This is a genomic window from Pseudomonas sp. AK-TSAG1-1, assembly GCF_056821665.1.
Genome location: NZ_CM165965.1, coordinates 5,897,764 through 5,910,360, shown reverse-complemented (window position 1 = coordinate 5,910,360; position 12,597 = coordinate 5,897,764). Strand labels below are relative to the sequence as shown.

Here is a 12,597-nt window from a genome sequence, read left to right as displayed (position 1 = left end):
ATCGTAAGTGGAGCCAAAGGGCATGCATCCGTTACCATGCCGCTCCGGTTTTGGGGATGCGTCTGGGAGACGGTCATGGAATTTCTGCTCTATCTGGCGTTGGGCGCCTGTGCGGGCGTGCTGGCCGGGCTGTTCGGGGTTGGCGGCGGGATCATTATTGTCCCGGTGCTGGTGTTCAGTTTTACCTTGCAGGGATTCGATCAGTCGATCCTCACGCACCTGGCGGTAGGGACATCGCTGGCGACCATCATCTTTACCTCGGTCAATGCCGTGCGCGAGCACCATCGACGCGGTGCGGTGCGCTGGCCGATCTTCATGTGGATGACCGTGGGCATTCTCCTCGGCGCCGGTTTCGGTGCGCTGACGGCTGAGGCGATCTCCGGGCCGAATTTGCAGAAGATCATCGGCGTGTTCGCGCTGGTGATTGCCGTGCAGCTGGCGCTGGAGGTCAAACCCAAGGCCAGTCGAACGGTGCCGGGCAAACTTGGTCTGACCGTGGCCGGCGGTGTGATTGGCTGGGCCTCGGCGATTTTCGGGATTGGTGGCGGGTCGCTGACCGTGCCGTTCCTGACCTGGCGCAGCGTGCCGATGCAGCAAGCGGTGGCGACGTCGTCGGCCTGCGGTTTGCCGATCGCCGTGGCCAGTGCATCAAGTTTCATGATTCTGGGCTGGCATGATCCGTTGTTGCCGCCGCATAGTCTCGGTTTTGTCTATTTGCCGGCGCTGCTGGGCATTGCCCTGACCAGCATGGTCTTCGCCCGCATCGGCGCGCGTCTGGCGCACAAGTTGTCGCCGCGCTTGCTGAAAAGGCTGTTCGCCGCTTTGCTGTTCTGCGTGGGCCTGAATTTCCTGCTCTGACCTTCTGGTTCAGAACAGGCCGCAATCCTGGCTTAATCCTGAGGTGGCAGCGTCGCCCGGGAATTTTGGTTTCAACTCTAACGAGGAGTCGCAATGCTGCCTTACCCGCAGATCGACCCGGTGGCCCTGGCCATCGGTCCGCTGAAAATCCACTGGTACGGCCTGATGTACCTCGTCGGCATCGGCGGCGCATGGCTGCTGGCGTCGAGCCGGCTCAACCGATTCGACCCGACCTGGACCAAGGAGAAACTCTCCGATCTGGTGTTCTGGCTGTCGATGGGGGTGATTGTCGGTGGACGTCTGGGCTACGTGCTGTTCTATGACCTGAGCGCCTACATCGCCAACCCGACGCTGATTTTCGAAGTGTGGAAAGGCGGCATGTCGTTCCACGGCGGGTTCATTGGCGTGATGCTCGCAGCGGTGTGGTTCGGCAAGCGTAACGGCAAGAGCTTCTTCCAGCTGATGGACTTTGTCGCGCCAATGGTGCCGATCGGCTTGGGCGCCGGACGGATCGGCAACTTCATCAATGCCGAGCTGTGGGGCAAGCCGACCGATGTGCCGTGGGCGATGATCTTCCCGCCGTTCAGCGATCCGGCGCAGCTGCCGCGTCACCCGTCACAGCTGTATCAGTTCGCGCTCGAAGGCGTCGCGCTGTTCCTGATCCTGTGGTTGTTCTCGCGCAAGCCGCGTCCGACCATGGCGGTATCGGGCATGTTCGCGCTGTTCTACGGCATCTTCCGTTTCATCGTCGAGTTCGTCCGCGTACCGGACGCGCAACTGGGCTATCTGGCCTGGAACTGGCTGACCATGGGGCAGGTTCTCTGCGTGCCGATGATCGTCGGCGGATTGTTCCTGATCTGGCTGGCCTATCGTCGTGCGCCGGCAGCGCCGGTTGCGCCGACGGCTTAAACTACGAACCCCGGCGCGCGACGCCGGGGCTCAAAGGACACAGGTAACTCATGAAGCAATATCTCGAACTGGTCTCGCACGTCATTCAGAACGGCACCAAACAGGCCAACCGTACCGGCATCAACACCATCAGCTTCCCGGGTGCGATGCTGCGTTTCGATCTGCAGGAAGGTTTCCCGGCGATCACCACCCGCAAGATGGCCTTCAAATCGGCCATCGGCGAGATGTGCGGCTTTTTGCGTGGCGTGAACAACGCCGCTGAATTCCGTGCGCTGGGCTGCAAGGTCTGGGACCAGAACGCCAACGAAAACGCCCAATGGCTGGCCAACCCGTTCCGTCAGGGCGAGGACGACCTCGGCGAAATCTACGGTGTGCAATGGCGCAAATGGCCTGCGTACAAGCAGATCCCGGTGAGCAACACTGCCGCTATCGAACAAACGCTGAGCAACGGCTACAAGCAGATCGCCCAGGGCGAGGAAGACGGCCAGGCCTACGTGGTGCTGTACAAAGCCATCGATCAGGTGCGCCAGTGCGTCGACACGATCATCAAGGATCCGGGCAGCCGCCGCATTCTGTTCCACGGCTGGAACTGCGCCCAGCTTGATGAAATGGCCCTGCCGCCATGCCATCTGTTGTACCAGTTCCACCCGAACGTCGAGACCAGGGAAATCTCCCTGACCCTCTACATCCGTTCCAACGACCTGGGCCTGGGCACGCCGTTCAACCTCACCGAAGGCGCCGCGCTGCTGAGCCTGATCGGTCGCCTGACCGGCTACACGCCGCGCTGGTTCACCTATTTCATCGGCGATGCGCACGTCTACGAGAACCACCTGGACATGCTCAACGAACAGCTCAAGCGCGAGCCGTTCGCCATGCCGAAGCTGAAAATCTCCGACCGCGTGCCGGAGTTTGCCAAGACGGGTGTGTATCAGCCGGAGTGGCTGGAGCTGGTGGAGCCGAGCGATTTCTCGCTGGAAGGTTATGAGCACCATGCGCCGATGACCGCGCCAATGGCGGTCTAAAGGTTTCACGCAATACCCTGTGGGAGCGGGCTTGCTCGCGAAGAGGGTGTGTCAGCCAACACATAATTGACTGACACACCCTCTTCGCGAGCAAGCCCGCTCCCACATTGGTAATCGGGTGTTCTTAATGGCCGTGGCTGCGGCCCACATGCGAATGCTCGACTTCCGTCGCGACAACCCCGCCGCTCACTTCCAATCGCTGCAAAATTCCGCATTGATCCGCCCCCGGCCCTTCGCCACAGCGTTGGCGCAGGTCGAGCAGTTGTGTCTGCAACGCCAATAACCCATCGATCCGCGCCTTCACATGCTGGATATGTTCGTCGATCAGCGCATTGACGCTTTCGCACTGGTCCTGCGGACTGTCACGCAACGCGAGCAGGCTGCGGATTTCTTCGAGGGTCATGTCGAGGGTGCGGCAGTTGCGGATGAACGTCAGGCGTTCGGCATGGGCCTGGGTGTAGACGCGGTAGTTGCCGTCGCTGCGGGCCGGTTCCGGCAGCAGGTTTTCGCGCTCGTAGTAGCGGATGGTTTCCACGGCGCAGTCGGTGAGTTTGGCCAGTTCTCCGATCTTCATGACGGCAATCTCCAAAAGGGTGCTTGACCCTATAGTGGCTACAGGGTCTTTACTTGGCAACAGGCACCTTCATGGACGCGACCAATGAGCGATTCCCAGCACACCCACAAACCCGGCGACGGGCATGATCACAGCCATAGTCACAAGCTGCAGCCTGTGCATAAACATGACCACGGCGGTGATTCCTGCTGTTCATCAAAAGCCGCGGCGCCGGCATTGGTGCAACTGAGCGAAAAGACCAGCGCTGACGCCCGACTGAGCAGTTTCCGCATCGAAGCGATGGACTGCCCGACCGAGCAGACGCTGATCCAGAACAAGCTCGGCAAACTGGCCGGCGTGCAGCAACTGGAATTCAACCTGATCAACCGTGTGCTCGGCGTGACGCATAACCTGCCGGGTACCGAGCCAATCACTGAGGCGATCAAATCCCTCGGCATGCACGCCGAGCCGCTGGAGGCAGGCGTCGAGGCGCCGGCCCCTGCGCCGGTGAAAAAGCACTGGTGGCCATTGGCGCTGTCCGGTGTTGGTGCGCTCGCTGCCGAAGTTATCCACTTCACCAATGCCGCGCCGACCTGGGTGGTGGCGATCATTGCGCTGGTATCGATCCTCAGCGGTGGCCTGACCACCTATAAAAAGGGCTGGATCGCCCTGAAGAACCGCAACCTCAACATCAACGCGCTGATGAGCATCGCGGTGACGGGGGCGGTGCTGATCGGGCAGTGGCCGGAAGCGGCGATGGTGATGTTCCTGTTCACCGTGGCTGAGCTGATTGAAGCGCGTTCGCTGGATCGCGCCCGTAATGCCATCAGCGGTCTGATGCAGATGACCCCGGAACAGGCCACGGTGCAGCAAGCCGACGGCAACTGGATCGAACAAGAGGTTAAAAGCGTCGAAATCGGCGCCCGGGTGCGGGTAAAACCCGGCGAGCGTATCGCGCTGGACGGTGAAGTTGTCAGCGGCAGCTCGACCATCGACCAGGCACCGATCACCGGTGAAAGCCTGCCGGTGGAGAAAACCGTTGGCGACAAAGTCTTCGCGGGCACCATCAACCAGGCCGGTTCGCTGGAATATACGGTGACCGCTGCGGCGAACAACTCGACCCTGGCGCGGATCATCCATGCCGTGGAACAAGCGCAGGGCGCGCGCGCGCCGACCCAACGCTTCGTCGATCAGTTCTCGAAAATCTACACCCCGGTGGTGTTCGTCCTGGCGCTGGCCGTGGCAATCATCCCGCCGCTGTTCATGGGCGCGGTGTGGTTCGACTGGATCTACCGCGCATTGGTGCTGCTGGTGGTGGCATGCCCGTGCGCACTGGTGATTTCCACCCCGGTGACCATCGTCAGCGGCCTCGCGGCTGCGGCGCGCAAAGGCATTCTGGTCAAGGGCGGCGTGTACCTGGAGGGCGGTTTCAAGCTCGATTATCTGGCGCTGGATAAAACCGGGACGATTACCCACGGCAAACCGGTGCAGACCGATTACCTGTCGCTGGACCCGACCGCCGACGCCACGGCCCCGGCGATTGCCGCTGCGCTGGCCGGGCGTTCCGACCACCCGGTGTCGTTGGCGATTGCCAACGCGGCTGTGGATAAAAACCTTGCCGTGCTGACGGTGGATAACTTCGAAGCGCTGGCCGGTCGTGGTGTGAAAGGGCAGGTCAACGGCCAGACCTATCACTTGGGTAACCACCGTCTGGTTGAAGAGCTGGGCCTGTGCTCGCCGCAACTGGAAGAAAAACTGTTCGCGCTGGAGAAGCAGGGCAAGTCTGTGGTGCTGCTGCTCGACAGCTCCGGCCCGCTGGCGCTGTTCGCCGTGGCCGACACCGTCAAGGAAACCAGCCGCGAAGCGATCCGCCAACTCCATGAACTCGGGGTGAAAACCCTGATGCTCACCGGCGACAACGTTCACACCGCGCAAGCGATTGCCGCACAGGTTGGCATTGACGAGGCCCGTGGCGACTTGCTGCCGACCGACAAACTGCAAGCCATCGAAGACCTTTATGCACAAGGTCGTCGGGTCGGCATGGTCGGCGACGGCATCAACGACGCCCCGGCACTGGCCCGCGCCGAGATCGGTTTCGCCATGGCGGCGGCCGGTACCGACACCGCGATTGAAACCGCCGATGTCGCCTTGATGGACGACGATCTGCGCAAGATCCCGGCGTTCATCAGCCTGTCGCGCAATACCGCCAGCATCCTGAAACAGAACATCGCGTTGGCACTGGTGATCAAGGCTATCTTTCTTGGGGTAACCTTCGCCGGACTCGCCACCATGTGGATGGCGGTGTTCGCCGACATGGGCGTAAGCCTGCTGGTGGTGTTCAACGGCTTGCGCCTGTTGCGTAAATAAACGATGAGGGATGGTTGTGCTGAGTGCCGAGCTGAAAGCGTTTTACATGGTCGCCCGCCTGGGCAGCATCACGCTGGCAGCGAAGAAACTCGGCCTCAGCCAACCCACCGTGACCACACAGATCCGCAACCTGGAAAGCCAGTATTCGGTGGAGCTGTTCTATCGCGGCGGTCGGCGCCTGAGCGTCAGCGACGAAGGCGCGCGGTTGCTGCCGATGGTCAAGGCGCTGTTGCAGCAGGAGTCCGATATCGAGTTCTTCCTGCGCAACAGCGGTCAGGTGCAGGGCACGTTGCGCATCGCCGCCACTGCGCCGTATTACATCCTCGATCTGGTGAAGACTTTTCGCGAGCGCTTGCCGCAGGTGGAAGTGTCGGTGGAAATCGGCAATTCGCAGCAGGTGCTCGAAGCGCTGGAGGACTACCGGGTGGACGTCGCGGCGTCGTCGCAGTTGCTTGAGGATGCACGGTTGATTCGCCGGGTGCTCGGCACTGATCCGCTGGTGCTGGCGGTGCATCGCAACCATCCGCTGGCGGCGCAGGAGCATGTGGCGTTGAGCGCACTGGCCGGGCACACGCTGTTGATGCGCGAGCCGGGTTCTACCACGCGGCGGTTGACCGAAGAGTTGCTGGCCAGCGCCGGAGTGAGTTTCGGCCCGTTGCTGGAGATCGGCAGCCGCGAGTCGATCCGCGAAGCGGTGCTGCGCAATATCGGCATCAGCATCATTGCCCGCCAGGAAGTGCCGCACGATCCGCAGTTGCGGGTGCTGACCATCGAGAACGCGCCGCAGATTCCCGAGTACCTGTATTGCCTCAAGGAGCGCAAGGGCGCGCGGCTGCCGGCGGCGTTTCTAGGGTTGGCGCAAGAGATGTCTCCGGCCTGACTTCTCCATAAACCTTGCTGGCCCCTTCGCGAGCAGGCTCGCTCCCATATTGGACCGTATTCACAACACAACTTCCTGTGGGAGCGGGCTTGCTCGCGAAGGCGTCAGCACAGGCAACACCTGCCCTGAGAACTGAACCAAAATCCCCGAATACCACTATCGGCCGTTTTTGCCTCACTGCCACATGACGGACGCATTACAACTCTAGGATTGGCCTCATCTGCTTGATGAGGTCTGTCCATGAATCCTGCCATCGCAACTGCCCTGACCAACCCCGGTGCGCCGATGAAAGTGCGCGGCGTGCAGAAACGCTTCGGCGCGTTCACCGCCCTGGATAACGTCTCCCTTGATGTCGCCGCCGGTGAACTGGTGTGCCTGCTCGGCCCGTCGGGCTGCGGCAAGACCACGTTGCTGCGCTGCATCGCCGGGCTGGAAAAGCAGGACAGCGGCGAACTGTACCTCGGCGACCGCGACGTTTCGCACCTCGCCCCGCAGGCCCGCGATTACGGCATTCTGTTCCAGTCCTACGCGCTGTTCCCCAACCTGACGGTCGAAGCCAACATTGCCTACGGCCTCGCCGGCAGTGGTCGTGACGAAGTGCGCCGCCGCGTCGGTCAGATGCTGGAACTGGTCGGCCTCAGTGGCAGTGAGAAAAAGTACCCGGGCCAGTTGTCTGGCGGCCAGCAGCAACGTGTGGCGCTGGCCCGCGCTCTGGCCCCGGCGCCATCGTTGTTGCTGCTCGATGAACCGATGTCGGCCCTCGACGCCCGGGTCCGCGAGCATCTGTGCACCGAACTGCGCCAACTGCAGCGCAACCTCGGCATCACCACCCTGATGGTTACCCACAATCAGGACGAAGCCATGCTGATGGCCGACCGCATCGCCGTGATGAACAACGGCCGCGTCGAGCAATACGCCACCCCCCAGGAAATCTACAACCGCCCGGCCACGCCGTTCGTGGCCGAGTTCGTCGGGCAGGGCAACTGGCTGCCGTTCCAGCGCAGCAGCGACAGCCATGCGCAGGTCGGCGGGATGAACCTGCGCCTGGCCGACGGCAGTGTGCACAGCGCCTCGGGCCGTTTGTTCTGCCGCCCGGAAGCGATCAACATCAATCCGCTGGTGCACGAAGAAAACCTGTTCCCGGCCAAGGTCCGCGAGATCACCTTCCTCGGCAACCGCTGCCGCATGAGCTTCGAGCTCGATCAACTGCCGGGCCACGCACTGCTCGCCGAACTGGCGCCGGAAGCCATGCCGCGTCTTGGCGCCCAGCAGATCATGGTCGCCTTGCCACCGCGCAGCCTGCAGGTGTTCGCCTGATGAGCGCGAACATCGCACTGCCGCTACCGCACAAGCAGGCGCGGCAGGTGTCTGGTGCCGAGGTCGGTGACCGGATCTTCGTCCTCGGCGGCAAACTCCTGCTGCTGTTGCTGCTCGGTGTTGCGGTATTGCTGCCGTTGCTGGCGATCTTCTGGCGCGGTTTCAGCAGCGAAGCCGGGCAGGGCGGTGGCTGGCTCGCCGCCAAGGAGTTGGTAACCAGCGACAATTTCCACTGGCTGCTCGGCAACAGCCTGAAAGTTTCCCTCAGCGTCGCGGCCATTGTCGTACCGCTGGCCTACCTGTTTGCCTACGCCCTGCAACGCACGTTGATTCCGGCGAAAGGTATCTGGCGCGGGATTTCCCTGCTGCCACTGATGGCGCCGTCGATGTTGCCGGGCATTGCGCTCGTCTATCTGTTCGGCAATCAGGGCATGTTGCGCGGGCTGCTTTCGGACAACATCTACGGCTTCTGGGGGATTGTGCTGGGCGAGGTGATCTACACCTTCCCCCATGCGTTGATGATTTTGCTCTCGGCGCTGTCGCTGGCCGATGCGCGCCTGTTTGATGCCGCGTCGAGCATGGGTGCCAGCCCGGCCAAGGCTTTTCGCAGCATTACCTGGCCGGCAACGCGTCAGGCGGTGTTCGCCGCGTTCTGTCTGGTGTTTACCCTGACCATCACCGATTTCGGTGTGCCGGTGGTGGTCGGTGGCGACTATCAAGTGCTGGCGCTGGAAGCCTACAAAGCCGTGGTCGGCCAGCAGCAATTCGGTCGCGGTGCGCTGATCGGCATGGTGCTGTTGCTGCCGGCACTGTTCAGCTTCGGCGTCGATGCCTGGTTGCGTCGACGTCACGGTGATTCCATGAGCGGGCGTGCGCAGGTGTTCAAACCAGCGCCATCGAGGCTACGCGACGGCTGCTATCTGGCGATTGTTTTACTGATCAGCGCCGCGTTGATTCTGGTGTTCGGCATGGCGGTGTTCTCCTCGCTGGTGAAGTTCTGGCCTTACAACCTGTCGCTGTCGCTCAACCACTACCAGTTCAACGAAACCGCCGGCGGTGGCTGGCTGGCCTACAGCAACAGCCTGAAGATGGCGCTGGGCACGGCACTGATCGGCAGTTTGCTGATCTTCACCGGCGCATACCTGATGGAGAAAACCCGCAGCCAACGCGGCCTCAACCTGACCCTGCGCATGCTCAGTTTTGTGCCGATGGCGGTGCCGGGGCTGGTGCTCGGTCTCGGTTACGTCTTCTTCTTCAACCTCAGCGGCAACCCGTTGCACGTGCTCTACGGCACGATGACGCTGCTGATCGTCTGCACCATTGCGCACTATCTGACCACCGCACAAATGACCGCGACCACCGCGCTGCGCCAGCTCGACGCCGAGTTCGAAGCCGCCGCGCTGTCGCTCAAGGCGCCGCTGTACCGGCATTACCTGCGCGTCACCGTGCCGATCTGCCTGCCGGCGCTGCTGGACATCGTGCGCTACCTGTTCGTCTCGGCCATGACCACGGTGTCGGCGGCGATCTTCCTCTACAGCCCCGACACCATCCTCGCGGCGGTGGCGGTGCTGAACATGGACGACGCCGGCAACGTTGGCGGCGCGGCGGCGATGTCGACCCTGATTCTGTTCACCTCGGCGGGCGTGTCCTTGCTGCTGGCGTGGGCTTCGCGCGGCTTGCTGCGCCGTTCCCAGGCCTGGCGGCAAACCGCGCCCGGTCACTGATTCAAACCTGCCAACCTCAACTCACCTACAGGAAAACGATCATGTTCAAGCCTATGGCCCTGGCCGCTGCTGTGCTCGCTACTTTCAGCCTGAATGCCTTCGCGGCAAAAACCGAGTTGACGGTGTACACCGCCCTCGAAGCCGAGCAACTGACCGCTTACAAGGCCGCTTTCGAGAAGGCCAACCCGGACGTCGAGATCAAGTGGGTGCGCGATTCCACCGGGATCATCACCGCCAAACTGCTGGCCGAAAAGGCCCGTCCGCAGGCTGACGCGGTGTGGGGCCTGGCCGCTTCGAGCCTGGCGATCCTCGACCAGCAAGGCATGCTGCAAAGCTATGCGCCGAAGGATCTGGGCAAGATCGGCGCGAACTACCGCGACGCCGCCAACCCGCCAGCCTGGGTCGGCATGGACGTCTGGGCTGCGACTATTTGCTTCAACACCGTCGAAGCCCAAAAGCAGGGCCTGAGCAAGCCCGTGAGCTGGCAGGACCTGACCAAGCCTGAGTACAAGGGCAAGATCGTGATGCCCAACCCGGCGTCGTCCGGCACCGGTTTCCTCGACGTCAGCGCCTGGCTGCAAACCTTCGGCGAGAAGCAGGGCTGGGCCTACATGGACGGTCTGCACCAGAACATCGGCCAGTACGTTCACTCCGGTTCCAAGCCATGCAAACTGGCGGCGGCGGGTGAATTCCCGATCGGTATTTCCTTTGAATACCCGGCCGTACAGTTGAAACGCCAAGGCGCGCCGCTGGACATCATCCTGCCGAAGGAAGGCCTGGGTTGGGAGATTGAAGCGACTGCCGTGATCAAAGGCACCCCGCATGAAGACGCGGCGAAGAAACTCGCTGACTTCTCCGCCAGCGCCGAGGCGATGGATCTGTACAAGGAGAACTTCGCTGTTCTTGCGCAGCCGGGGATCGCCAAGCCGCAGACCGAACTGCCGGCCGACTACGAGCAGCGTCTGATCAAGAACGACTTTGCCTGGGCCTCGAAGAACCGTGACGAGATCCTCACCGAGTGGCGCAAGCGTTACGACGGCAAGTCCGAGAAAGTCGTTGCCAAGTAAGACCTTTATCGACTGACAGGGCCTCTTCGCGAGCAAGCCCGCTCCCACATTGGATCTTCAGTGAACGCAAATTCTGTGTGCACCAAAAATCCCCTGTGGGAGCGGGCTTGCTCGCGAAAGCGGTCTCGCATTCAGGGAAAATTTCCATGACACATCACCAAGACCTGCTCATCGTAGGCGCCGGCATCCTTGGCCTGTCCCACGCCTATGCCGCCGCCAAACGCGGCCTCAAGGTCAGCGTTTTCGAGCGCACCGCCACGCCCATTGGTGCCTCGGTGCGCAACTTCGGCCAAGTGCTGGTCACCGGTCAGCCGCCGGGCCCGATGCTCGAACTGGCCAAGGCCAGCCGCGACATCTGGGGCGACTGGGCGCAACTCGCCGGTTTGCAGATCAAGCGCAACGGCTCTTACCTGTTCGCCCGCACTGAAGCCGAAGAACACCTGCTGGAAGCCTTCTGCAACGGTCGCGCCGTTGAGCACGGTTACAACATCCAGCTCCTGCGCGGCGCCGCATTGCGCGACGTGTACCACGGCCAGTTCAGCCACCATCGCGCCGCGTTGCACGGCATGGACGATCAACAGCTGTACTCGCGGGAAGCGATTCCGGCACTGATCGAGTACCTGCGCCGCGACCTCGGCGTCGAGTTTCACTTCAGCACGCTGGTGCGCGACGTCGAGCCGGGGCGCCTGCAAAGCACTGCCGGCAGCTTTACGGCAAAGCAGATCATCGTCTGCTCCGGTCACGACTATCAGACCCTGCTGGCCGAGCCGATTGCCGCGCTCGACCCGCAGATCTGCCGCTTGCAGATGCTGCGCGGCAAACCGCAGGTCGAACTGAATCTGCAACACGCCTTGCTCACCGGTTTGAGCTGCGTGCACTACGGCGCTTTCGCCGATTTGCCGGAAGCAGCGGCGGTGCAGGCGCAAATCCTGCGCGAGCAACCGCACCTGCATGACAACGGCATTCACCTGCTGATCAGCCCGACGCCGTATGGCGAATTGATCATTGGCGATTCGCACCATTACGGCAGCGACCCGTCGCCCTTCAACGCCGAGCAGGTCGACAACTGGATGCTGGAACTGGCCGAGCAGACGCTGGGCTGCAAGGTGCAAGTGGTCGAGCGCTGGCAGGGCGTCTATGGTTCCCGAGGGCCGGGGCCGTTTTCGTTCCTGCGCCCGGCAGCGGGGCTGAGTGTGGCGTTGATGCACACCGGCGTCGGCATGAGCGTCGGCCCGGCGCTGGCCGAGCGCAACGTCGCGCAGTTGCTGGAGGAAGTCTGATGGCCGATCACCAACAAGTCGTCGCCCGGGTGTTCGGGTTGTACGAGCGCTTTGGCAGCAGCGATTACATCGGTGAACCGGTGTCGCAGATCGAACACATGTCCCAGGCCGCTGAACTGGCGATCGCCGAAGGCTTCGACGATGAAGTAGTGCTGGCGGCGTTCTTCCATGACATCGGGCATTTGTGTGCCGAGGGTGCCGAGAACATGGGCGGTTATGGTGTGGTCAGCCATGAGCGGCTGGGCGCCAATTACTTGCGTGAGGCCGGTTTCAGCGAGCGTCTGGCGCGGCTGGTGGAATACCACGTGCAGGCCAAGCGTTATCTGACGCTGCGCGAGCCGGGGTACTTTGAGCGATTGAGTGAAGCCAGTCGCAAGACGCTGGCGTATCAGGGCGGGGTGATGAGTGAGGCCGAGGCGGATGCGTTTGAGTGCGATCCGTTGTGTGCGCTGAGTTTGCGCATGCGCCAGTGGGATGAGTTGGCCAAGGAGACGGCGGTGCCGGTGATGGATCTGGGAGTCTTGAAGGCGAAAGCGGTGCGGCTGCTGGCGGCGTAACCTGTGTCAGCGAGTCGCGCCATTCGCGGGCAAGCCCGCTCCCACATTCGACCGAGTGCCAGC

At 62.3% G+C, this 12,597-nt stretch carries 11 protein-coding genes; 10 read left to right on the top strand and 1 reads right to left on the bottom strand.

Annotated features, from left to right (window positions below; all coding sequences use genetic code 11):
* Positions 1-75: 75 nt before the first annotated feature.
* The 3 genes from AC1UK9_RS26825 (at position 76) to AC1UK9_RS26815 (ending at position 2,789) form a co-directional block, all read left to right on the top strand.
* Entirely contained in the window at positions 76-858 is a 783-nt protein-coding gene (locus AC1UK9_RS26825) for a sulfite exporter TauE/SafE family protein (protein WP_025112057.1), read from the top strand.
* 93 nt (positions 859-951) lie between these two features.
* The gene (gene lgt / locus AC1UK9_RS26820; protein ID WP_473013853.1) at positions 952-1,767 is read left to right on the top strand and encodes a prolipoprotein diacylglyceryl transferase; all 816 of its coding nucleotides are present in this window, start codon (positions 952-954) and stop codon (positions 1,765-1,767) included.
* Between the two features lie 50 nt (positions 1,768-1,817).
* Entirely contained in the window at positions 1,818-2,789 is a 972-nt protein-coding gene (locus AC1UK9_RS26815; RefSeq protein ID WP_482578811.1) for a thymidylate synthase, read from the top strand.
* A gap of 124 nt (positions 2,790-2,913) precedes the next feature.
* Here AC1UK9_RS26815 and cadR read toward each other — a convergent pair whose 3' ends face one another.
* A complete protein-coding gene (gene cadR, locus AC1UK9_RS26810; RefSeq protein ID WP_025112060.1) occupies positions 2,914-3,363 on the bottom strand; it encodes a Cd(II)/Pb(II)-responsive transcriptional regulator in 450 nt (149 codons plus the stop codon).
* A gap of 84 nt (positions 3,364-3,447) precedes the next feature.
* Here cadR and AC1UK9_RS26805 point away from each other — a divergent pair, with 84 nt between their 5' ends.
* The 7 genes from AC1UK9_RS26805 (at position 3,448) to AC1UK9_RS26775 (ending at position 12,534) form a co-directional block, all read left to right on the top strand.
* Complete coding sequence (locus AC1UK9_RS26805; protein ID WP_482578810.1) at positions 3,448-5,709, top strand: heavy metal translocating P-type ATPase; 2,262 nt, start codon at positions 3,448-3,450, stop codon at positions 5,707-5,709.
* Positions 5,710-5,725: 16 nt separating this feature from the next.
* The gene (locus AC1UK9_RS26800; protein ID WP_025112062.1) at positions 5,726-6,589 is read left to right on the top strand and encodes a LysR family transcriptional regulator; all 864 of its coding nucleotides are present in this window, start codon (positions 5,726-5,728) and stop codon (positions 6,587-6,589) included.
* Between the two features lie 240 nt (positions 6,590-6,829).
* Entirely contained in the window at positions 6,830-7,906 is a 1,077-nt protein-coding gene (locus AC1UK9_RS26795) for a putative 2-aminoethylphosphonate ABC transporter ATP-binding protein (protein ID WP_482578809.1), read from the top strand.
* Positions 7,906-9,630 (top strand): putative 2-aminoethylphosphonate ABC transporter permease subunit, encoded by a 1,725-nt coding sequence (locus tag AC1UK9_RS26790; protein WP_482578808.1) that lies wholly within the window; start codon positions 7,906-7,908, stop codon positions 9,628-9,630. The genes AC1UK9_RS26795 and AC1UK9_RS26790 overlap by 1 nt, the downstream gene beginning before the upstream one ends.
* A 41-nt stretch (positions 9,631-9,671) precedes the next feature.
* Positions 9,672-10,697, top strand: coding sequence for a putative 2-aminoethylphosphonate ABC transporter substrate-binding protein (locus tag AC1UK9_RS26785; RefSeq protein ID WP_025112065.1), 1,026 nt, complete (start codon positions 9,672-9,674; stop codon positions 10,695-10,697).
* Positions 10,698-10,843: 146 nt separating this feature from the next.
* Complete coding sequence (locus tag AC1UK9_RS26780) at positions 10,844-11,977, top strand: TIGR03364 family FAD-dependent oxidoreductase (protein ID WP_482578807.1); 1,134 nt, start codon at positions 10,844-10,846, stop codon at positions 11,975-11,977.
* Positions 11,977-12,534, top strand: a complete 558-nt coding sequence (locus tag AC1UK9_RS26775; RefSeq protein WP_482578806.1) for a phosphonate degradation HD-domain oxygenase — start codon at positions 11,977-11,979, stop codon at positions 12,532-12,534. The genes AC1UK9_RS26780 and AC1UK9_RS26775 overlap by 1 nt, the downstream gene beginning before the upstream one ends.
* Positions 12,535-12,597: the final 63 nt, after the last annotated feature.

Excerpts from the sequence above, each read along its gene's own strand:
- AC1UK9_RS26825 (WP_025112057.1), top strand. The coding sequence starts at position 76 with ATGGAATTTCTGCTCTATCTGGCGTTGGGCGCCTGTGCGGGCGTGCTG.
- AC1UK9_RS26805 (WP_482578810.1), top strand. The coding sequence starts at position 3,448 with ATGAGCGATTCCCAGCACACCCACAAACCCGGCGACGGGCATGATCAC.
- AC1UK9_RS26780 (WP_482578807.1), top strand. The coding sequence starts at position 10,844 with ATGACACATCACCAAGACCTGCTCATCGTAGGCGCCGGCATCCTTGGC.
- AC1UK9_RS26785 (WP_025112065.1), top strand. The coding sequence starts at position 9,672 with ATGTTCAAGCCTATGGCCCTGGCCGCTGCTGTGCTCGCTACTTTCAGC.
- lgt (WP_473013853.1), top strand. The coding sequence starts at position 952 with ATGCTGCCTTACCCGCAGATCGACCCGGTGGCCCTGGCCATCGGTCCG.
- AC1UK9_RS26775 (WP_482578806.1), top strand. The coding sequence starts at position 11,977 with ATGGCCGATCACCAACAAGTCGTCGCCCGGGTGTTCGGGTTGTACGAG.
- AC1UK9_RS26790 (WP_482578808.1), top strand. The coding sequence starts at position 7,906 with ATGAGCGCGAACATCGCACTGCCGCTACCGCACAAGCAGGCGCGGCAG.
- AC1UK9_RS26815 (WP_482578811.1), top strand. The coding sequence starts at position 1,818 with ATGAAGCAATATCTCGAACTGGTCTCGCACGTCATTCAGAACGGCACC.
- cadR (WP_025112060.1), bottom strand. The coding sequence starts at position 3,363 with ATGAAGATCGGAGAACTGGCCAAACTCACCGACTGCGCCGTGGAAACC.
- AC1UK9_RS26795 (WP_482578809.1), top strand. The coding sequence starts at position 6,830 with ATGAATCCTGCCATCGCAACTGCCCTGACCAACCCCGGTGCGCCGATG.